17 protein-coding genes are annotated in these 22,065 nt (G+C 31.8%); 5 read left to right on the top strand and 12 right to left on the bottom strand.

Annotation, left to right across the window (positions count from 1 at the left end; all coding sequences use genetic code 11):
• Nucleotides 1–80: 80 nt before the first annotated feature.
• The 3 genes from A7L45_RS09150 to A7L45_RS09140 form a co-directional block, all read right to left on the bottom strand.
• Complete coding sequence (locus tag A7L45_RS09150) at nucleotides 81–1,586, bottom strand: MFS transporter (protein WP_071612493.1); 1,506 nt, start codon at nucleotides 1,584–1,586, stop codon at nucleotides 81–83.
• A 181-nt stretch (nucleotides 1,587–1,767) separates the two neighbouring features.
• Nucleotides 1,768–4,275: a glycoside hydrolase family 31 protein gene (locus tag A7L45_RS09145; protein WP_071612492.1), complete on the bottom strand. Its 2,508-nt coding sequence runs from the start codon at nucleotides 4,273–4,275 to the stop codon at nucleotides 1,768–1,770.
• Between the two features lie 150 nt (nucleotides 4,276–4,425).
• Complete coding sequence (locus A7L45_RS09140; protein WP_071612491.1) at nucleotides 4,426–6,921, bottom strand: glycoside hydrolase family 31 protein; 2,496 nt, start codon at nucleotides 6,919–6,921, stop codon at nucleotides 4,426–4,428.
• Nucleotides 6,922–7,244: 323 nt separating this feature from the next.
• On the opposite strand from A7L45_RS09140, the gene A7L45_RS09135 reads away from it, so the two are divergent.
• Nucleotides 7,245–8,264: a LacI family DNA-binding transcriptional regulator gene (locus A7L45_RS09135; RefSeq protein ID WP_071612490.1), complete on the top strand. Its 1,020-nt coding sequence runs from the start codon at nucleotides 7,245–7,247 to the stop codon at nucleotides 8,262–8,264.
• A 163-nt stretch (nucleotides 8,265–8,427) separates the two neighbouring features.
• On the opposite strand, the gene A7L45_RS09130 is transcribed toward A7L45_RS09135, so the two are convergent.
• From A7L45_RS09130 to A7L45_RS09110, 5 genes are all read right to left on the bottom strand, one after another.
• Complete coding sequence (locus A7L45_RS09130; protein WP_071612489.1) at nucleotides 8,428–9,360, bottom strand: ABC transporter permease; 933 nt, start codon at nucleotides 9,358–9,360, stop codon at nucleotides 8,428–8,430.
• Nucleotides 9,350–10,480 carry an ABC transporter permease gene (locus tag A7L45_RS09125; RefSeq protein ID WP_071612488.1) on the bottom strand — a complete coding sequence of 377 codons (1,131 nt, stop codon included), beginning with the start codon at nucleotides 10,478–10,480 and terminating at the stop codon, nucleotides 9,350–9,352. Before A7L45_RS09125 ends, A7L45_RS09130 begins: the two co-directional genes overlap by 11 nt.
• Nucleotides 10,470–12,005: an ABC transporter ATP-binding protein gene (locus tag A7L45_RS09120; protein ID WP_071612487.1), complete on the bottom strand. Its 1,536-nt coding sequence runs from the start codon at nucleotides 12,003–12,005 to the stop codon at nucleotides 10,470–10,472. The genes A7L45_RS09125 and A7L45_RS09120 overlap by 11 nt, the downstream gene beginning before the upstream one ends.
• A gap of 111 nt (nucleotides 12,006–12,116) precedes the next feature.
• Nucleotides 12,117–13,187, bottom strand: coding sequence for a BMP family ABC transporter substrate-binding protein (locus tag A7L45_RS09115; protein ID WP_071612486.1), 1,071 nt, complete (start codon nucleotides 13,185–13,187; stop codon nucleotides 12,117–12,119).
• A 150-nt stretch (nucleotides 13,188–13,337) separates the two neighbouring features.
• Nucleotides 13,338–13,979: a hypothetical protein gene (locus A7L45_RS09110; protein WP_071612485.1), complete on the bottom strand. Its 642-nt coding sequence runs from the start codon at nucleotides 13,977–13,979 to the stop codon at nucleotides 13,338–13,340.
• A 179-nt stretch (nucleotides 13,980–14,158) separates the two neighbouring features.
• Here A7L45_RS09110 and A7L45_RS09105 point away from each other — a divergent pair, with 179 nt between their 5' ends.
• Nucleotides 14,159–14,356, top strand: a complete 198-nt coding sequence (locus A7L45_RS09105; protein ID WP_071612484.1) for a small, acid-soluble spore protein, alpha/beta type — start codon at nucleotides 14,159–14,161, stop codon at nucleotides 14,354–14,356.
• Nucleotides 14,357–14,541: 185 nt separating this feature from the next.
• Complete coding sequence (locus A7L45_RS09100) at nucleotides 14,542–15,648, top strand: DUF362 domain-containing protein (RefSeq protein WP_071612483.1); 1,107 nt, start codon at nucleotides 14,542–14,544, stop codon at nucleotides 15,646–15,648.
• 87 nt (nucleotides 15,649–15,735) lie between these two features.
• Here the strand turns inward: A7L45_RS09100 and A7L45_RS09095 are convergent, their stop codons facing one another.
• From A7L45_RS09095 to A7L45_RS09085, 3 genes are all read right to left on the bottom strand, one after another.
• Entirely contained in the window at nucleotides 15,736–16,203 is a 468-nt protein-coding gene (locus A7L45_RS09095; RefSeq protein WP_071612482.1) for a chemotaxis protein CheX, read from the bottom strand.
• On the bottom strand, nucleotides 16,185–17,060 hold the full coding sequence (locus A7L45_RS09090; RefSeq protein WP_071612481.1) for a response regulator: 876 nt from the start codon (nucleotides 17,058–17,060) through the stop codon (nucleotides 16,185–16,187). The genes A7L45_RS09095 and A7L45_RS09090 overlap by 19 nt, the downstream gene beginning before the upstream one ends.
• Before the next feature lie 251 nt (nucleotides 17,061–17,311).
• On the bottom strand, nucleotides 17,312–18,472 hold the full coding sequence (locus tag A7L45_RS09085) for a hypothetical protein (RefSeq protein WP_071612480.1): 1,161 nt from the start codon (nucleotides 18,470–18,472) through the stop codon (nucleotides 17,312–17,314).
• Nucleotides 18,473–18,735: 263 nt separating this feature from the next.
• On the opposite strand from A7L45_RS09085, the gene brnQ reads away from it, so the two are divergent.
• Entirely contained in the window at nucleotides 18,736–20,049 is a 1,314-nt protein-coding gene (gene brnQ, locus A7L45_RS09080) for a branched-chain amino acid transport system II carrier protein (protein WP_071612479.1), read from the top strand.
• A 108-nt stretch (nucleotides 20,050–20,157) separates the two neighbouring features.
• Here brnQ and A7L45_RS09075 read toward each other — a convergent pair whose 3' ends face one another.
• Entirely contained in the window at nucleotides 20,158–20,895 is a 738-nt protein-coding gene (locus A7L45_RS09075) for an alpha/beta fold hydrolase (RefSeq protein WP_084647415.1), read from the bottom strand.
• Between the two features lie 294 nt (nucleotides 20,896–21,189).
• On the opposite strand from A7L45_RS09075, the gene A7L45_RS09070 reads away from it, so the two are divergent.
• On the top strand, nucleotides 21,190–21,984 hold the full coding sequence (locus A7L45_RS09070; protein WP_071612478.1) for a lantibiotic ABC transporter permease: 795 nt from the start codon (nucleotides 21,190–21,192) through the stop codon (nucleotides 21,982–21,984).
• Nucleotides 21,985–22,065 lie beyond the last annotated feature (81 nt).

Below are 22,065 nucleotides of genomic sequence, written 5' to 3'. Positions count from 1 at the left end.
ACACTTTAGAATGTTATAAGTGTCCCTACTATTATTATCCTCTCATTTATTATAAAAACCATAAATTCAATTTTATGTTACTAACTTATTTCTTTCCAAACATCTTCATACTTATATCCAGTAAGGTCTTCAACAACTTCTTTTGTTTTCGGATCAACATCAAGTTTTGAACCATTATTTTTCAATCGTTCAATTTCTTTTGTTAATATGATATGTGTTTGTTTATTTAATTTAAAAGTAAAAGTTATGAGTAGCGCCATTACAAGTAACACAATAGATCCAATAACCATGGTATATGCAATTACATGCATTACTTGAGGTGTTTGTGTTGTTTTACCTTTAACAAATCCTCCATACTCCAATATAAGTCCAACGATAAGTGTAGCTATTGCTACACTACTCTTTCTAGTGAAAGTCATAACTGCTGCAAAAAGTCCTTCTCGTCTTTTTCTAAAAACCATTTCATCTACGTCTGGAATGAAAGGGAATACATTCCATGGAGTGAATATTAATACACATACGCCTATTTGATATACAATGGAAATTATAAATAAAATAGCAACTTTAGATACTGGATTAATTAAATATACACCATAATACCCGAGTAAACATACAATCATTGTAGAGTAAGCTATCTTAAATAAATTAGAAGGGCCTACCTTAAGCATCAAAAATCCTGCAAGGATAGTCACCGGTATACCGATAATACTTAGTGAAAGCAAATTAGCAGCGAGAGTAGCTGTAACTTTTAAATCATAAACACAGAAAAATATGAAGGTTGCATTAAATACATCTTTAGCAGTAAATGATAATATATAAATAGCTAAATGTTTTCTAAAACTCCTGATTTTAAATGTAGATATGTAATCATTAAATATATGAACAACAGTTTCGAGGTGCTGCTTAAAACTTTTATGTTCACGTGTTTTAATTAATAATTCTTTTTCCATTTCAGGTGAAGGTTCTCTTTCCCAAGTAACCTTATATGTTATAAATATACAAACAGCATATACTATAGCAAATATACATCCATTAAAAAAATATGCGTATGAATTGTTTTGACCAAAATATTTAATCAATTGTCCTGGAATAAAAGTAGCGAAAAATGTACTTGTAGCAGAAATAAACATTCTCCCTGTAGAAAGTATAGTTCTTTCATTGAAATCTTTTGTCATTTCAGATGGCAATGTTTCATATGGAATTAATATCATAGCAGCAATCATTTCAAACAATAAATAAGAGATTAGATAATATAAGTATCCCATACCTGTTACCCATAACGTTGCATAAACTGCCATTAAAGGTACCCCAATCAATAAAAAGAAACGACGACGTCCAAACTTTTGTCCTAATTTTGTTTTATAAAAATTATCTGTTATACTACCTATGCTTAAACTAACAATCGCATCCACAATACGAGCAATAGCAATAATAGAAGCTGCTTGTAGTGGCGATAATCCGGCAAAAGTTATATAGAAGAAGAGTAAAAAAGCACTAATAATTGTAAAAGCACCTCCACCCATAGCATCAACTAATCCATAACCAAGACCCACACCTATTGTAATCTTTTTAGATTTTTTTAACATTTTAATTACCTCTCTTCAATTTAATTTATTTAAATAATTAACAATTTACCTAAATACCAAAATGTTATTTTATTCAAAGCTGCCTTTGTCTATAAACGTTTTCATATTTAACTCCTCTTTCTTATATTTAATATATCTAGCTACTAAAATTAGTAGCTAGATTATTTTTATAATAAAACCCCTAATCTGCCATACCAATTAAATCAAATTTTTCACAAGAAACTATAATATCAAATTCCTTTTTTGTTGGTTTCTTGCATTTTACTAAAACTGTCTTGTCTGACAACTCATAATACCATCCTTGTTCTGTTTTTTCCCATGACCTCTTATTAAGAAAACGTGGTATTCTTTCATTTTCCACCGAAACCCAATATGCACCTTTCTCTTTATTTATTAATTTAATTTTAAGATTAGATATCCCACTTTCATATCTTCCTGTTGTTTTAAAAGAAATTAGTTTGCGTGCCTCACCATTTACATTAATTTCTGTATATTCATATACACCTTGTTTAAAATCATTAGTTATACCATCATCATCATAAAAATGGAAACTTCCTTCTGATTCTCCACCAATTAAAATATCTAAACTCTTCATTTTATCAGTAGCAATATGTTTTACATCTTCATTTGTTATAAAAATCCCATTACCTCTTAGGAACATAGGAATACTGTTAAGTGTAACCGGAATTTCTACTACTTGTCCTCCTTTATATTCAGCCATATTTTGATTCATATCATACCAAGTACAACCTTCTGGTAAATAAATCTTTCTTGATTCCGCTCCCTTTTCCAACACATTTGCTACTAGGACTGATGGTCCAAACATAAAAGTCATATATTGATCATCATAGCAATTAATATCATCCTGGAACTCCATAAACAGTGGACGCATTAGTGGTTTACCAGTAATATGAGCTTCGTACATCAAAGAATACAGGTATGGTAACATCCTATATCGCTGGCTATATGCATTACGCACAAATTCATTATTTTCTTCATACATAAATGGTTGAGTAACAGTATTATCATTGTTGGCTGAATTAATACAAAATCTTGGCTGGAATATACCATTTTGTATCCATCGCAGCAAGAGTTCTCCCTCTGGAGCACCTCCAGCAAAACCTCCTATGTCACAACCTGTATTTGCCACTCCAGACAATCCCATTCCAACAATAGTTGCTATATTAAATTTTAATGTACGCCAATCCGTCAAGTTATCTCCTGCCCATGTTTGTGCATATCTCTGAATTCCTGCAAATCCAGCGCGGTTGATAATATATGGACGACGATTTGGATAAAGTTCAGAAATAGCTTGTGTTCCAACGTAAGCCATCAAATTTGAATGTATAATTTTTAGCTGAGCCATTGTGCCTTTTTTTCCATCGAAATCACATATAGCATTACGATCTTCTACACCATCATATTCACAATTGTCATTCCACACAGTTGTAGCTCCTTTACTTAAAATAGTTTCTTTAAGCAAGTTTTTCCATATTTCTCTGCCGGAAGGATTAGTAAAATCTATAAATCTTCCAGCACCTCCCCACCAACGACCAACATAATCTTCTTTTCCATCTGGACTTTTAACAAATACATCATTTTTTTCAAATTCGTCTTTGTAAGGATGATTAGGTAAAATACCTGGTTTTAAATTAGGTATCACATTAATACCTAGTTCATTCATTTTCCGAAAAAAATCCTTAGGATTAGGAAATCGCTTTCTATTCCAATTAAAGGTATATCTTAGATTGTCTTTTTCTCCAGAAGAATAACCAGATGCCAACTTAAAGTTATCTATATACATCTCTTCATCAAAATATTTCTGAATGACTTCATATATTTCCTTGTCACAATCTTTCTCAAGTTCAGCATAATACATAGTAGAAGCTGTATACCCTAAGCTTTGTTTTGGAGGCATTGCCTGCTTTCCTGTTAACTTTGTATAATTGTCTAAAACTTGTTCAACTGATGGTCCATTAATAAAAAATAAATCAATATCTCCTCCATCAGCCTGATAGTAACTATATCGATGCCAATAACCACTAATTTCATTCCCCATATCAAATACGGAATCATAGGAATTATGATAAAATAATCCTAGAGTATGACGGTTACTATTGTTTAACTTTAGATAAAATGGGATATGCTTATATAAAGGATCCCCAAATTCTGGATCATGGCCAATTGCATCCTTAGGTGTCATACGCATCCTTTTGCCAATTTTATCTAAATATCCTGTTTTTTCACCGAACCCATAAAAATGATCATTTTTGAAGTCTATCTCATTATAATGGGAAATTCGTCCTAGATGATCACACTCAAAAGCTCTCTCTGGAACATCACTATATAGCTTCACTCCATTTAATTTATATATACAAAAATGTAGTGGAGATTTAAACATTACAAATTTCAACGTTTTTGTATAAAATGTAATTTCTTTTTCTGTCTCTTCAAAAGGAATATCCAACGCCTTTATTTGTTTACGCTCTTCTGGAAACATGTAATCTAAACGATCTTTCCAAGCTGTCATAACTAGTGTATAAGATTCTTCCTGCCACTTTTTATCAAATGATACTCGGACTCGTATAATATCATTCGTCATAAAAATCATCTTAATATCTGCCGTATCCCCTTTCACATAGTAGCCATTCTCAACTTTTTCTATAGATAAAAACTGTTTTAATAACATATTAAATCCTCCTATCACTTTTTCTTTTATATAAAAATAAATTAGTCTGCAATTTGTAATATACAATTATACATAGTATTTTGCTTAAATATTAATTTTCATAATATACGATATACTAATTGTTTTTCAGTAACACTGATCTCATCTTTCTTATATTGAAATTAGATCTTTTACAGCATAACTAATGCTTACCTTGTAATTACCTAAATGGTTGTTATACTTTATTTTTACTGTTTTTTGTTCATTATCAAAATACCAACCCTCTTGACTGCTTTCAAAGCTTCCTCTATCTAAGTAAAATATAATATTTTTGTTATCTACAGCTATATTAACTGGGGCTAGTTCTCTACATATTACACTTAAATTTAAGTTTTCAACCTTTGTAACGTAGGATCCTTCTTTATTAAAATCAACTTCTACATCTCCATGTTCATCACTTTTTACTTTGATGCAAGTTTTCAAATATTCACCCTTAAGATATTTATTAGAGGTACCATCATCTTCATATAATGTGAATTCACAATCTTGCCAAGGTTCTACTAATATATTTAAACTATCAATATTTTGCAAATGCAAATTCATTATATCTTCTGAAAGTGGTATTATAGAGCCACTTCTAAAGAATAATGGTATTTTATCAATAGAAGTTTCAATTTCTATTGTTTGCCCACCTTCATACATTTTTTTAGTGTACCAATCGTACCACATGCACCCTTTCGGCAAATAAATCTTTCTTGTAGTTGCTCCCTTATCATAAATACTTGCGACTAACATTGATTTACCATACATAAAGTCAAAGCTCTCATCATAAGTATTTGTATCTTCTTGAAATTCATAAAACAATGGCCTCATTATTGGTGACCCCTCTGTAGAAGCTTCAAATAGTAAAGAGTATAAATAAGGTGCTAAATTATATCTGAGTTTTATTGCATCCCTTATATATTTTGTGTAAGAAGGATACATCCAAGGTTCTGTTACTGTATTATCTGTATTACATGAATGTATTGAGAACCTTGGTTGAAATATTCCATGTTGAACCCACCTAACATATAATTCTGGTTCTGGAGCTGGACCATAAAATCCACCAATGTCACAACCTTGATTTGCCACTCCTGATAAACCCATTCCGAGTATTACCGGGATGTTAAATTTCAAACTATGCCAGCTTGTACTATTGTCACCAGCCCATGTTTGAGCATATCTTTGGATCCCAGCAAAACCAGCTCTATTTGTAATATAAGGTCTTACATCCGGACAGCTTTCCTTAAGCGCTTGCTTTGCAGCCATTGCCATTAAATTAGGCATTAATGGTCTTATAGCGTTTATTGTAATTTTCTCACCCTCAAATTCACATAAAGCTTTAGAATTGTTTATTTCATACTCATTATTATCATTCCAAATACAGACAATACCTTTATCTATAAATGATTGTTTGAGGTGCTTTTTCCATAATTCTCTAGCTTTTGGGTTAGTAAAATCAAGAAAGGAAGCTTTTCCGCCCCAAAATCTGTCTTCATGAGGTTCTTTCCCATTTTCATCCATTATATAAGCCTTTGCAGATTTAAACTCCTCATATAAGGGATTAGTTATAAGCATGCCAGGTTTAATATTCGGAGAAATATCTGCACCTCTTTCCTTCATCTTATTTACAAATTTTTCAGGACAAGGAAAGCGATTATTATTCCAGTTAAATACATGCCTTTTTCCATCTTCTCCTGTGGTATAACCTGAGGATAGAAAAAATCCATCACAGGGAATATCCTCTTTCTTTGTTTTATCAATAAAGTCCAAAATCGCTTTGTCACAATCATTTTGTAACTCCGTATAAAACATAGTTGAGCCAAAATATCCTAAGGAATACAATGGAGGTAATGCAGTTTTCCCGGTTAAATCTGTATAATTACGTACTACATCTTTAATATCTGGTCCATACATGAAAAATAAATCTAACTCGCCACCTTCAGTAGAAAAATAACTATATTTATCCCAGTACCCACTTCTTTCACAACCCATATCAAAAATAGATGAATATGAATTGTTATAAAATAATCCACATGCAATTTTATTTGTTTTATTAAGTTTTATATAGAAAGGTATATGTTTATAAAGTGGGTCTGACCGCTGTGAATCATAGCCCAAAGTATCCACATTATTCATTCTCATTCGTCTTTTAGATTTGTTTATATATCCTGTCTTTTCACCAAAGCCATAAAAAGAATCATTGTCATTTATACAGGAGTAATGACTTAACCTTCCATTCTCATCTTTTAAATAAGACTTTTCTTTTAAATCCGAATGTAACAGCTTACTTTCATTGTTAAATATTTCAATTGCAAAAGGTTCCTTATTTATATTAATCTTTAGCAAATCTGTTTTTAAACAAACATATTCATTAAATTCCTCAAATTTTGCTATATAAGGTTTTATTCTTTTTCTTTCTTCGGACATTACAGAATCCATTTTATCTTCCCATGCTGTCATAACTAATGCATAAGATGCCTCTTTTGGAAACTCCTTATCAAAGGTACATCTTATACGAACTATATCACTTTTCAAAAACATAATTCTGAATTTTCCTCCGTCAGTAACAATATCAATATACTCACCTTTGTTATCAACCTTTTCTATTTTATTACTCACATTCATAAAAACTCACCCCTATCTAATTAATAATTAGTATTTTTTTATTTATTCATTGTATTTTATGTAACCAGTTACATTTCACTTCATACTTGTACTTAACTTATAAAAACCACAACTATTAAATTACTTTGACACATATAAGCCTAGCGTTTTAATCATTTAAACCTTTACACATATAATAGCCTATAAATTAAACATTGTAAATACTATTTTAAATAAAAATGTAACCAGTTACATTTTTGTTATACTTTCATTCTAATCATGATTGATATATAATATAAAAAAAGTAACAATTTACGTTTTTATATTATTAAAGGATGTGCTTTATGAGTTACACTATGTATGACTTAGCAAGGGATGCCGGAGTATCAGTGGCTACTGTATCTCGTGTTATAAATAAAAATGGTTCAGTTAAAGAGGACACCAAACAAAGAATTCTAGAAATAATAAAAGATAAAGGATATATTCCAAATGCATACGCCAGAGGAATGAATAATATTAGTATGAAAACTATCGGTGTAATAATTGCAGATATAGTAAATCCTTTTTTTGCAGAGGTTGTTAAAGGTATTGAAGTTGCCTGTCAAAAAAATGGTTATAAACTTATACTATGCTCTACAGCAAATAATGCAGATACTGAAAAAAAAGAAATAGAAATGCTTGTTGAAAAATTTGTGGATGGTTTTATTATAGTAGGAAGCAGACCCTCTAACGATAATAATGCTAGTTTCCTAATAAATTTAAGCACCACTCACCCAATTGTTTTAGTTAATAGCTTTATAAAGGGAGGGCAAAAGATGTTCTCAATCTTAGTTGATGAAGGTAAGGCTGTCTATGATACTCTATCCTATTTTAAGCCTGGAAATAATCTTAATACATATATCCTGGGAGACCCCACTTGGAAAACTACAACTGTAAAAATAAATGCATTCAAATTTTTTTTTGAAAAACACAATTTAGATTTTTCAAATGATAATATTATTAATTGTAGTCATAGTTATTCTGGAGGGAAAGCTGCTGCAAAGGAGCTCTTTGAAAGAAATTTACCATATCCCTATATTGTTATATGTTCTTCTGATACTATCGCTATTGGTGCTTTAAGGGAATTATTAAGATATGGTGTAAAAATACCTGAGCAAGTATCTATTATGGGTTTTAGTAATATTGAAGTTTCTTCGCTTACTACGCCCTCTTTAAGTACAATAGACCAAAATCTGTTTGAACTCGGACAAAAATCCGGCCACCTATTCATTGACATATTACACGAAAAATATCCGATAAACAAAAAAACTTACTCAGAATATCAATTAATAATAAGGGAATCTACTCTTCCTAATGATATTTAGAATATATGAATAAAAAAAATAGAGCTAGCAGATTATTATCCGCAAGCTCTATTTATCTATAATTTCTTTTTACAAATTCAGTTTTAAACATTAAATGTCTATTAATCCCTCCAGTAATAAAATACCAGAGGGTCTAATTAACTTGTATAGATATGTTTCGTGATTATTTACCCTTATAATAAGGTATACCATCAGCCTTAGGAGCTGTGGAGTTCCCAACAAAAACGACTAATATAATCAAGGTTAAAACATAAGGTAGCATTGATAGGATTGATGGTGGAATCTGGATTATCGATGTACTTCCACCAAGAATTACAACCAAAGCCTGAGCAAATCCAAAGAGAAGACATGCAGCCATTGTACCCTGTGGTTTCCATTTTCCAAAAATAACTGCGGCAAGAGCTATAAAACCTTGCCCCGATATAGTAGATTGTGTAAAACAGTTAACCACAGCCAAAGTCATTGCAGCTCCTCCAAATCCAGAAAGAATTCCCGATGTAAATACAGACAGGTACTTTACTTTATTTACATTTATTCCAAGAGTATCTGCAGCAGCTGGATTTTCACCTACTGATCTAATTCGAAGTCCAAAACTTGTCTTATATAACACAAACCACATAATAAAAACAAGAATGAAAACTATAGGTATAGTAAGTCTCACATTTAATGTTTTTAAAAATAAGTTTGATGAGTTCGTTGCATAGTCACCAAATAAAGTTGGCATTAGATTCGGAACTGGTTTTGTCATTGTACTTCCTTCAAATAATTTTCTTCCAAGAAATAGTGCAATTCCTGGTCCAAGGAAGTTAATAGCAACACCTGATATAGTTTGATCTGCCCTAAAGGAAATACAAGCAACCGCATGTATTAAAGCAAGCAGTCCTCCTGCTAGTCCTCCAGCCAAAAAACCAAGCCATGGACTCGCCGTGAAATAACCCACCGTCGCCCCTGCAAATGCTCCAATTGTCATCATTCCCTCAATACCGATATTTACTACACCAGCATTCTCGGATATTACCCCTCCAAGACCAGCGAACATTAACGGTGCAGAATACATAAGCGTAATACTTAATGCTAGTAATATACTAGTGCCCATTTTTCACCCTCCTCTTCTTCATCTTTTCGGATATCATAGTAAACATAGAAGCTACTGCAACAAAGAACACAATAACACCAATCATTATATTAACTACCTCTGACGGTGCACCAAGGTTCATCTGTATTGTGCTTCCACCAAACTGAAGCCCTGATAAAAGAAGTGCGGTAAATATACATCCCACAGGTGAACTATTAGCCATAAGTGCCACAGTTATGCCATTAAATCCATATCCTGGTGAAGCTGCGAGAGTTACTAGTGCATGAGGAAGAGAACCTGCCATTTGGAGAGCACCTGCAAGTCCTGCAAGCCCACCAGCAATAAACATAGTCATAATAATATTTTTCTTAACGCCAATTCCAGCAAATTCAGCTGCATCTTTGTTAAGTCCTACAGCTCTAACCTGGTATCCAAATGTTGTTTTATACAATACGAACCATATAAGTATGGCAACAGCTATAGCTATAATAATTCCATAATTTATATCGGTTGCAAGTAATATTGTAGATAGTGTTTGATGACTTGCTAAAAAAGCCTGACCATGTGGTGTTTCTTTCCAATTAACAAGTAAATTTGTCCAGGCATTGTGATTAATAGCAACAGAATATTGTGTATTTTTTATTCCGATTCCTGGTACTGATATTAGATAGTTATTAAAGTATAAGGCTATCCAGTTTAACATAATTGTTGTTATAACTTCATGAATACCAAACTTTGCTTTAAGCAGTCCAGCAAAGGCTCCATACAACCCAGCAGCAAGAATAGCGACAATCATTATTACGATTATATTTATACCTGGTGGCAAATTGAGTTTGCTGCCAATTATAACAGCTGCCATTGCTCCCACAAGGTATTGACCCTCAGCTCCGATATTGAAAAGTCCTGTCTTAAATGCAAAAGCAACACTAAGACCGGTTAGAATATTGGGCATTGTCAAAATCACAACCTGAACTATATTGAGTGGACTTGAGAAAATACTCGTAACCATCATAGAATAACAATCAAATGGATTATAACCAGCAAAGGCGAGTACAATGGCTCCCACTATAAAACCAAGTATTATAGCAAGAATTATTTTGGTGACCGCCTTATTTAGCAATTGAGCGATTTTATATTTCATTTTTCTTTTCCCCTCCTGCCATTAGAAGACCAATCAGCTTTTCGTCGACTTCACCTTGTAAAAACTCGGCTACTATCTGTCCATCATATAAAACACAAATTCTGTCAGCAACATTTATAATTTCATCAAGTTCAAATGAAATAAGCAAAATCGAATGCCCACTATCACGATGTTTCACAAGCGTACTATGTACAAACTCTATAGCTCCTACATCAAGTCCCCTTGTTGGTTGAAATGCAATAAGAAGCAATGGGTCATTAGAAAGTTCCCTTGCAATTACTACCTTTTGCTGATTACCACCAGACAATGCACTCACAGGTTTTGATGCACAATCTTCTGGTCTAATATCATACTTCTTGATAGAATCCTTAGTGAATTTATTTATTGCTTTATTATTTAAAATAAAGTGCTTTGAGAATCTAGACTTATTATACTTTTCAGTTATAAAGTTATACTTCACAGTGAAATCAAGAATGAGCCCCCTCTTTTGTCTATCTTCATGTATGGTACAAATTCCATGTTCAATGACATTATGTGGCGTTGTGTTTTGTAATTCTACTCCATCTATAGAAATTTTCCCCGATTTCACTTTTTTAAGACAAGTTATTGCTTCAACAAGCTCCTTTTGGCCATTACCATCAATCCCAGCAATACCAACTATTTCTCCTTTTCTAACTTCAAGAGAGAAATTTTTTACTCTTTCTATTTTTCTACTATCCTCAACAATAAGATTATCTATTGTAAATACAACATCCTCAGGCTTAGCTTTTGTCTTATTAACTTTTAAGTTAACTTCTCTTCCCACCATCATGGAAGCGAGCTCCTGCTCAGTAGTATTTTTTACATCAACCGTATCTATATATTTCCCACGGCGAATGATCGTACAATACTGTGAGGATTTCTTAATTTCCTTTAGTTTATGAGTTATAATAATTATTGTTTTACCATCCTCGGTAAGATTATTCATGATCTTAATAAGCTCTTCTATTTCCTGAGGTGTTAAAACCGCAGTAGGCTCATCAAGAATAAGAATTTCTACACCTCTATATAGCGCTTTTAAAATCTCAACCCTTTGCTGCATTCCCACAGATATATCCTCTATTTTCGCATCGGGATCAACATCAAGTCCATATATTTCAGATAATTTTTTAACTTCCTTGCGAGCTTTCGCAATATCCAAAATGCAGCCGGCCTTAACTACTTCTTTCCCAAGAATAATGTTCTCAATTACTGTAAACTTTCCCACAAGCTTAAAATGCTGGTGGACCATTCCAATTTTATGTTCTATTGCAACATTTGGATTTTTCATTTCCACACTCTCGCCACTTATAAGTATTTGTCCACTATCAGGTGTATAAAGTCCATAAAGGATATTCATAAGAGTTGTCTTGCCAGCCCCATTTTCACCCAAAAGTGCATGTATACTTCCTTTAGTAATCTTAAGATCTATTGAGGAAAGCGCACAAAAATCATCAAAATATTTATAAATAGACTTCATTTCCACAGCATATTGTTGATCTTCCATGGTTTATTCTCCTTTTTTTATATCTTATATTAAATACACTAAATCATGAGTTTTCACAATTTAGTGTGTTTAATTAAATCTATTCATTCTTTTTAGGTTACTATTTAATAATTATTTTAATGTACTACTATAAGTAGCAAAGGTAACTTTATTGTAAGGAGGAACAATCTTACCATTCACAATATCTGCAGAAACTTTCTTTGTTTTGTCAAGAACATCCTGTCCACACATTTTTATAGCTTGTGCTGTATATGGAACTCCGACACCGTTATCCTTAAGACCATAACTAAGTGTCTTTCCCCCAACATTTACTCCATCTTTAACTTGCTTTGAAACTGCTTCCGTCACGTTACTAACATTTTTTAATGATGAAGTAAGCATATTGTTTGGTGCAAGATATGCTTGATCCATATCAACGCCTATACAAAGTTTATTTTCACTCTTTGCCTCAGCGACCATACCCTGTCCAACATTTCCTGCTGCGGTAAATATAATATCTGCGCCTTTTGAATACATATTTTGAGAAATTGCCTTGCCGAGAGCTGAATCACTAAACGAATTTGCATATTGTACATTAACAGTAACAGTTTTTTTAAGCTCTTTTGCACCATATGCAACACCAGCTCTAAAACCATAATCAAATTGATCAATTACATTTCCCGTAATTCCACCAATAAATCCAACTTTGTTAGTTTTAGTCTTAAGTGCTGCAATATATCCAACAAGAAAAGATGATTCTTGTGCTTTAAATATAACACCAGTAACATTGCTCTGATGTGGTGTCATTTCATCATCAATAACTGCAAATTTTACATTAGGATACGCTTTTGCAGAAGCTTTTACTGCATCCTCCATTAAATATCCAATTCCCCACACAAGATCATACTTATTGCTAGCAAACTGGTTCAAATTAGACGGATAATTCGAGCTCTGCACTGATTCTAAATACTTAACCTGAGCACCTGGATTGTTTTTAGCAAATGACTGAAGTCCCTTCCATGATCCTTGATTAAAAGATTGATCATTAACGCCTCCTGTATCTGTAACCATTCCATCTTTAAATGCTACTTTTGTAGTTGTAGCTGGTTTGGCAGCAGATTTGTCTGAGCTTGAACACCCCGCAAATACCATAGTAATAACTGACATGGACATAACTAAACTAACTAATTTTTTACATTTCATAAATATCCCCCTCTAATAATATATTTCAATCTGACAAATTTAGAACTATAAAGTATTATCTCCTTTCTTTAACTATTACAATTATATAACTATTATTGCTTTTTTGTACAGTCAACTTTAAAATAAATCTAAATTATCCTAAATATTTAATTAATCTTTCATTCTATTAATTTCGTCTAACATCAATATATTTAATTTATTTATTTCTTTTCTTTTTTCCAATTGTTCTTTAATTACTTTCCTCCTATATTCTAATTCAATTTGCTTAGTTTTAAGTTCTATTGAATTACAAAATTCATATATTTTTCTAAACTGTACTTTTGTCTGCTCAAACTCTTCATCAAAATTAACTAAATCTTTGTTTTTATAAATCATCTTTAAAGACTCTAATTGATATTTTATTATTGTAGAAAATTGTATAAGGAGTTCATCTGATTTTACTTTGTAGAAATATAATAATAGTTCTATGTAAATTCTATGAAGAGTAACCTTATCAAAAATATCTAAATCCACTCTACTATAACTTAATTTCTTTTTAGGCCTTAAGTTAAATAGTTTTCTTAAACAGTTGTTATAACCTTTTGTTATCCAAACCCCGTATACTGGGTAACTAGTCTCTATATGCTTAAAGAATATATTTATTTCATCATTACTTACAAATAGTTTTATATCTTTATCTATGCTAGTTAATCTGATTTTATTTATCACTGTAAAAACTTCTCCATAACTTAAAAATAACTTTCCTTCTGTAGCCCCTCGTATATTACCTACACACATCCACATATCTGACATTGCTTAATCAACCCCCAAGTTTGTATTAGTTAATTATATTGTCTTCTACCCTATAACTTTTAATTATATCCAATAACTGAAATTAATATTTAAAAATTATAAATATGATTTATCCTACTTACATAATTTATAAACAAAATTCAAACACTAAAATATAATAAAAATAGGATGGTGTTTTTATGGATGAAATAATAAATAGGGCAAAAAATAAAACTCAGCAAGCTAGACTTATGGGAATAAAAACACCTGAGGATGGTGACTGGAGCAACTACAGCTCAAAAACCTGTGGGAGCGTTGGTGGAGCACTTGGTGATACTTTTAATAAAGAGGCTGTTTCAGATATCGAATCCAGATTAGACAAAAAAAATCAAAAATAATCATTTCAATATTAACATGCACCTTTTGTATACTATATATCATAAAGGTGCATGTTTTCTTTTTTTGTAATATCATATATAATGAAGGTTAATAAGTAAGCATACTAGTAAAAACAAATAAATTAAAATACTAAAGCTATTCTTATTTAAGAATAAAAGGATATAAACCTTGGAGGTTATTAAACATGGAAAAATCGAAAGTATATTTTACCGATATGCATGCGACACTTAAAGAAAATTTGCAACAAAAATTGACCCGTCTAATTAAAACTGCTGGGATTGGCCAAATTGATTTTAATAAAAAATTTACTGCTATTAAGATTCATTTTGGAGAACCTGGCAATCTAGCTTACCTACGCCCAAATTACGCTAAAACAATAGTAGATATTGTAAAGGAATTAGGTGGAAACCCATTTCTTACTGATTGCAATACTTTATATGTTGGTGGTAGAAAAAATGCACTTGACCATCTTGACTCTGCTTATGTTAATGGTTTTTCTCCATTCTCTACAGGCTGTCACATTATAATTGGAGATGGATTAAAAGGTACCGACGAAGTTTTAGTTCCTGTTGTAGGTGGCGAATATGTGAAAGAGGCAAAAATTGGTCATGCTATCATGGATGCAGATATATTTATTACTTTAACTCATTTCAAGGGACATGAAGCAGCTGGTATTGGTGGTACTCTTAAAAATGTAGGTATGGGTTGTGGATCTCGTGCAGGTAAGATGGAGATGCATAGTAGTGGAAAGCCATATATCTCACATGATGACTGTATAGGCTGTGGTCAATGTGCTAAAAACTGTGCCCACAATGCTATTACAGTAACTCAAAAAAAGGCTACTATTAATCACGATAAGTGTGTTGGCTGCGGTCGATGTATTGGTGTCTGTCCTATGGATGCTGTTCTTCCTGCATCAGATGAGTCAAATGATATTTTGAATAAAAAAATTGCCGAATACTCATGTGCAGTTCTAAATGGTCGCCCAAGCTTCCATATAAGTCTAGTCATTGATGTATCACCTTTCTGTGACTGTCATGGAGAGAACGATGTGCCAATTGTTCCAGATGTAGGTATGTTTGCTTCCTTTGATCCTGTTGCACTAGATGTTGCATGCGCGGATGCTGTAAATGTACAACCTATTATACCCGGAAGTATCCTAGATAAAGCTGATGAAAAAAATCATGACCATTTCACTAACCTCAGCCCTGAAACTAATTGGAAAGTGGCAATTGACCATGCTGTAAAATTAAATTTAGGCAGTAATGAATATGAATTGATTACAATTTAAATTATATAACAATAAATCAAAAGAGAGCGAATCTAATATAATTCGCTCTCTTTTGATTATTATTTTTACCATTTAAAATATATACCTCTATATTGTATTCTTTTCTAAAGAAATATTAACTTCAATAATCATTCCATCTACGCTCATCTCAACGCAGAGAACTTTATCAGCATTACTACTTGCCGTAAAATCACCCTCAATCAAGGTTGGTGTAGAGATATCTATATTTATATTATCCTTTGAAAAATTCATTGCAACATTTGCCGTTAACATATTAACAAGTTCTGAGATTGCACTTTGTGGCAACTCATCAAAGTTATCTACAGGCGCTCCCATCATCATTATTGAAGCAATTTTTTTTGCAGTGTCAACACTCATACCATAAATGATATTACCTTTAACATCTCCAATTATTCCAATAATAATCACTACGCCTTTGCTTTTTATATATTTACCTTTTACACTAATTCCATTTTTTTTAATATCATTTAACCCTAATTGTGGTAGTATTATGTTGAATGATTCTAAAACTGGATTTATATGATTGACATCCATTCCCCTTCACCTCTATTAAAACCTATATTTATAGTCAAATTTCCAAACTGAGATTTTACAATAGCAGAGAAGGTATTCTCTAGTTCTGCCTTTGATATATTTATTGACTCACCATGAAATATTGTTGGTGGTGCAACTCTTAGACCAAACAATTTGTTTTTCTTATTTATCATTGAACATGCATTTCCTGCAAACATATTAGCTATTTCTGACATAATATTAAGCAACTCTTCACTACTCTTAGGATCTCTTTTTAATAACATTGTTGCAAGGCTCTTCGCTGTTTCATATGCCATATCCAAAATTAGTCTACCTGAATATTTACCTGTAATCCCCATAACTATTGATATGCCTTCACTATGTATAGCAATATTATCATTACTTTCATCTGTAATTTCTGGCACCGTCTTTGTAAGCTTATTGAAAATATTTAATAAAGCCTCTTTAAATACATCTGAATATAATTTCTCAAGCTCTAAATATAATTCTTCATCTGCCATAACCCTATTTATTAATAATGATAATTCCTCTGAATCAACAGGTTTCTGAATATATCCACACACATGAGTTTTTTTGGCTTTTCTTACAAGTTCATCATCCATCATCGAACTAACAATTATAACTTTAATATCCTTATCAATTTTGTGGATGGCTCTTGTGCATTCAAATCCATCTGTCCCTGGAAGAGTCATATCCATTGTTACTAGATCTGGTCTAACTCTTGTAACTTCCTCAATAACCTCTTCTAAAGATTTTGCCTCACCAACTACATCAAATCCACTTTCAGTGAGAACATCCGTTAATAATGCTATTTGGAAAGGTGAGTCATCGACAATTAAAACTTTTACATCCTTCATAATTACATCTACCCCTTTAAACTATTTCTAATACTATAATCATTATATTTTGTTTCAATTATCTTTTTATGATTACAATGATCACTCTGTATATTATAGTTATCGAACATATTAAAATTTTCTATATACCTATTTTTTTTAGTGGTATCTAATTTATAAATTATTGACTCTTCACATAACAAAAGCTCTCTTTATAGTGGACAAATTTTTTAATCTATCCACTGTAAAGAGAGCCCAATATTACTGATAATTTAATTACCCGTTGTGCCACCTGTTGTTCCACCTGTTGTACCTGATGCAGGTGTAGTCTCCGTTGTTGATCCTGGATTCGGTGTAGTTTCAGTTTTTCCATCTGTCGATCCAGATGTTGGTGTTCCGGCGGTTCCATCTTTTGATCCAGCTGCTGGTGTAGTTACTGTTGTACCTTCTTTTGATCCAGCCTTAGGTGTCGTTTCTTTTTTTGTACCTTCAGTTCCAGTTGATTTTTCTGTAGCTGCTTTTGTACCTTTAGTTTCAGTTGTTTTGTCTACGGATTTTTGGGTATTTGTAGTTTCATTTGTTTTATCTACCGATTTTTTTGTACTTTTATTTCCAGTTGATTCTCTTGATGACTCTTTTTCAACTGTTGACTTTTGAGGAACAACAGTTTTTACAGTTGGAGTTGGTGTATTTCCAGCAGTCATTTTAGAATAAACTTTCCCAGAAACCCCAGCAACCATAACTAAAACTATTGCTGCAATAATTATTTTCTTTTTACTCTTGCTAAGCTTCTTATTTTCAGGGAATACTTCTCTATTACTTTTATTTATTGTTTGTTCCTCACCTGTTACCTTACTCATAACTGTTGTAAAATCATCTTTATCAACAGAATGGACTTCTTCTGATTGTACTTCTTCAGATTTTTTCGTTTCCTTTAATATTAGGTGTTTTATATTCATGGGTATATTTAGCAATAACGCTAAAATTCCATTTTGTTCCCCAGAATATATTTCCTTAAAGTTTTCTGGTGATTTAATTACAATAACAGGCTTATTATGTTGATTTTCTAAATAAACTGTAACTGAAAACTCATCACCCTTACTTATAAAGGGGATATAAACTTCTAAAATGTTATCATTTATTGATGAATCAAATTTTAAACCTCTTGTTATTTTGGCATCTGTACTCCTTAACTTAGTTTGTGAGCCTATATTTATAGTTAACTCATGAATTGTCCTATTTGATGGATTCTTAACCGTAATAACATATCCACAATTTTCTTCGCCACCTGTCTCTGTAGTTGTATCCGTAGGTTTGCCTTTTCGTATATTACATAATATTCTAGGTCCTAAGTTCTTATAATAATCAAGCAATAATCCTGATGCAAATGATATTAATATAGTTAGAATTGCCGTTTTAATAATACTTATCAATTAATTTTTCGCTCCTTTATTTTTACCATTTTTTTCAATTAAATAATTATATTTTTAATCTTCATTAAATTATAAAGCAGATAGATACTTGTGTCAAATTTAATAATGCACATACCAATATTATTTATGGTATAATACATATATGTAAAATTTAAGATGCATAAAAAAGCCACCTTTTTAGTTAATAACCCCCACTCTCCCCCATCAATACACTAATAAATACATGTTTTTTACATAACATATTCATCAGGAGGTACATATAAATGAAAAGTTCAACAAAACATTCTCTAATTATAGGTTTTGCGCTATTTGCAATGTTTTTTGGTGCTGGGAACCTAATTTTTCCACCATTCCTCGGAAAAGCAGCAGGAAGTGCTTATTTTACATCTATTACAGGCTTCCTCATTACAGGAGTTGGCCTTCCGCTAATTGGAATAATCGCTTGTGCTAAGATTAATGGTACTTACGAAAAGATGGCAAATAGAGTAGGCAAAAAATTTGCTGTAATAACAAGTGTAGCTTTAATTCTTGTTATTGGACCGTTACTTGCAATTCCAAGAACAGCTGCAACAACTTTTGAACTTGGAATACATCCTTTATTTCCATCAGTATCACAAAACATAATAGTTATATTGTATTTTTTAGTAACGCTTGCATTTGTACTTAAACCTTCTTCAATAATTGATAACGTTGGTAAAATACTTACACCAGCACTTTTATTAATGCTCGCTATAATTATATTTAAAGGAATAATAGATCCTATTGGACCGATTGTAAATACATCTTACAAAAATGGATTTTCAAAAGCTTTAATAGAAGGCTATCAAACAATGGATGTTATGGCTTCTGTTATATTTGCAGGCATAATTATTTCATCTGTTAAAGCAAAAGGTTATAAAAATGCAAAAGATATAATGAAGATGACAATAAAATCGGCAATAGTCGCCGTAACTGGTTTAGCTTTTGTATATGGTGGACTTATGTATCTTGGTACGCAGTCAAGTACTTTGTTTCCAAAAAATATAGCGAGAACCACTCTAGTTACCGAACTTGTTAAGTTAGACCTTGGAAATATTGGTTCAGTTGTTCTTAGTTTATGTGTTGCACTTGCATGCTTAACAACTGCTATAGGATTACTTGCAAGTGGAGCGGAATTCTTTGCTAATCTTTCAAAAAACAAATTATCTTACAAAACCGCTGCTATTATTATGGCTGTAGTAAGTGGATTAATAGCTACAAACGACGTTGATAGTATAGTTACATTTGCAGGTCCTGTTTTACAAATTTTATACCCGATTGTAATTGTTCTAATAGTTATTACATTGCTTGGTGATAAAGTTAAAAATAATAAAGTCGTTGCTATAACTATATACACAACACTAATTATAAGTATTTTAGATACCATAAATGCTACATATGCTGGTAGCATTGGATTCATTAAATTTATCCCTCTAGCTAGTGCAGGATTTTCATGGCTTATACCTACTTTACTAGCTTTTGTAATCTCCAACCTGTCAATAAAATCAAAACAAGATGCTATAGACGAAGATGATACTAACTCAGTATTGGAATCATAATATACACTGTAAAGTATTAATATTTAGAAAAAATAGAGTTATTGGATAAACGTTTATCCAATAACTCTATTTTTTCTAACTCTAACATCAAACTAAGTTAAGCACACTCTAATTTTCACCAATAAATTCAACTATAGCTTTATCTATAATATTTTGCTGCTCATCTCTCGTTATTGTGGCTGCATTGTCCCCCTTTTGGAATCCATACCAACCATTTTGAGAATGATTACCTCCTTTAATAGGAATCAATTTTGTGCTTTTAGGCAATAGTTTTCTAGATTCATCAATCTTATCCTTTCCAACAAACCCATCTTTAGTCCCATACATTGACAAAACTTTTACTACACTTGATGATAGATTGTTACTTTTCTGAGGATATGCCGCTAAGAGTATTAATCCATTAATTTTATCTTGGTTTTTATATGCAAATTGTGATGCCATAACCCCTCCAAGGGAATGCCCAGCTATATACCACTGCTTAATTTGCGGATATTTTCCTATTACTTTTTCTGCCTTATTAGGAGAAAGTACAGCAAGATTCATTGGCATTGGTACAATTACAACTTTAAAACCAGACTCCGCTACTTTCTCAGCTAAAGGTGCATAAGCCTCAGGTGCAACTTTTCCGCCAGGATATATAATTAATCCTTTCGTAACTATTTTGTTTTTAGCAGTATATTCAATCCAAGGTGAACCAGTATATTCAACCTTATCATTTGACCGAAGCATAATTTTAGCTTCCGGCATTTCCCTATAATAATCGCTTGTATATCCTATAATTATTATGATTATTATTGGAATAAGCAGTAGAGAATATTTCCATTTTTTCTTGATAAAAATTTTCAAATTATATCGCTCCCCACTGAACTATTTTTTGTTTTTTGTCCATTTATTATAATACCATACTTCTTATTTACTGTTACATTTCCGCTTACCGTTTTTCTCTAAAATACATTGCCATTAAAGCCTTTTTTAAAGGCTTTAAATAATTAATATATGATACCTTAAAACGAAGTGTGCAGATGTAACCACCTCTATTTAGATATAGAGCAATAAATTATATTTATGGTGTATTTAATGAGAAAGTTTAGTAAGATAAGAGTATCATTATAAATAATAAGATTGGAGAGTGATTTAATAATGTCTAAGGAAAGAGGCGTAAAAATTCTAAAAATTTTTACTGTGCTTAGTTTTGTTCTCATGGTTACTGTTAATGCATTAGCCAACATTTTACCGATTAATGGAATAACAACTGGTGGAGTTTCTGATTCTTATCCTAATCTATTTGCACCTGCTGGCGTTACATTTGCAATATGGGGAATAATATACATATTACTTGCTGGATTTGTAATTTATCAACTGGGGCTTTTTAAAGGAAGTGATACTAACGCTATAGTTAAACTTATTGATGGTTATTTTATTATATCTTCACTAACCAATGCAACATGGATATTTAGCTGGCAGTATAAAGTTATTCCACTTTCCATGATTTTAATGATAGTAATACTGGTTTGCTTAATTAAAATCAATGATAAAATAAACTCCATAGAACTAACCTCAAAGGAAAAATTATTTGTAAAACTTCCTTTTAGCGTTTATTTTGGTTGGATTACTGTAGCAACAATAGCTAATGCTACCACACTGCTTGTTAGTTTAGGCTGGAATGGTTGGGGCTTATCTGAGCAAATCTGGACAATAATTATTTTATTAGTTGGTCTTGTTATTGGCATGGCTACAACGCTAAAAAATAAGGATATCCCTTATGGTATAGTTATATTTTGGGCTTATTTGGGGATACTCATCAAACATGTTTCTTCGAGTGGTTTTGCAGGAGAATATTATGGAATTATCACCACATTAATCATTTCATTAGTTATTATCTTCATATGCTTATTATATGTTTCAAAGAAAAGAAAAAAATATAATTTAATTTAGATATGTTTTAAGGGATTCCCATTATAATTTGGGAATCCCTTTGTGTTATATTTTTGAATAAACCATCCTACTATATATGGT

This window comes from Clostridium estertheticum subsp. estertheticum, from assembly GCF_001877035.1.
Taxonomy (GTDB): domain Bacteria; phylum Bacillota; class Clostridia; order Clostridiales; family Clostridiaceae; genus Clostridium_AD; species Clostridium_AD estertheticum.
Note: the sequence above shows the minus strand (reverse complement) of the source record. Positions and strands in the feature narration are given on the sequence as shown.

Bases quoted from the DNA above. Each gene is read 5' to 3' on its own strand.
- A7L45_RS09130 (WP_071612489.1), bottom strand. From the start codon at position 9,360: ATGGGCACTAGTATATTACTAGCATTAAGTATTACGCTTATGTATTCT.
- A7L45_RS09095 (WP_071612482.1), bottom strand. From the start codon at position 16,203: ATGGATGTCAATCATATAAATCCAGTTTTAGAATCATTCAACATAATA.
- A7L45_RS09105 (WP_071612484.1), top strand. From the start codon at position 14,159: ATGGATGAAATAATAAATAGGGCAAAAAATAAAACTCAGCAAGCTAGA.
- A7L45_RS09120 (WP_071612487.1), bottom strand. From the start codon at position 12,005: ATGGAAGATCAACAATATGCTGTGGAAATGAAGTCTATTTATAAATAT.
- A7L45_RS09145 (WP_071612492.1), bottom strand. From the start codon at position 4,275: ATGTTATTAAAACAGTTTTTATCTATAGAAAAAGTTGAGAATGGCTAC.
- A7L45_RS09115 (WP_071612486.1), bottom strand. From the start codon at position 13,187: ATGAAATGTAAAAAATTAGTTAGTTTAGTTATGTCCATGTCAGTTATT.
- A7L45_RS09135 (WP_071612490.1), top strand. From the start codon at position 7,245: ATGAGTTACACTATGTATGACTTAGCAAGGGATGCCGGAGTATCAGTG.
- A7L45_RS09140 (WP_071612491.1), bottom strand. From the start codon at position 6,921: ATGAATGTGAGTAATAAAATAGAAAAGGTTGATAACAAAGGTGAGTAT.
- brnQ (WP_071612479.1), top strand. From the start codon at position 18,736: ATGAAAAGTTCAACAAAACATTCTCTAATTATAGGTTTTGCGCTATTT.
- A7L45_RS09110 (WP_071612485.1), bottom strand. From the start codon at position 13,979: ATGTCAGATATGTGGATGTGTGTAGGTAATATACGAGGGGCTACAGAA.
- A7L45_RS09150 (WP_071612493.1), bottom strand. From the start codon at position 1,586: ATGTTAAAAAAATCTAAAAAGATTACAATAGGTGTGGGTCTTGGTTAT.
- A7L45_RS09125 (WP_071612488.1), bottom strand. From the start codon at position 10,480: ATGAAATATAAAATCGCTCAATTGCTAAATAAGGCGGTCACCAAAATA.
- A7L45_RS09070 (WP_071612478.1), top strand. From the start codon at position 21,190: ATGTCTAAGGAAAGAGGCGTAAAAATTCTAAAAATTTTTACTGTGCTT.
- A7L45_RS09090 (WP_071612481.1), bottom strand. From the start codon at position 17,060: ATGAAGGATGTAAAAGTTTTAATTGTCGATGACTCACCTTTCCAAATA.
- A7L45_RS09100 (WP_071612483.1), top strand. From the start codon at position 14,542: ATGGAAAAATCGAAAGTATATTTTACCGATATGCATGCGACACTTAAA.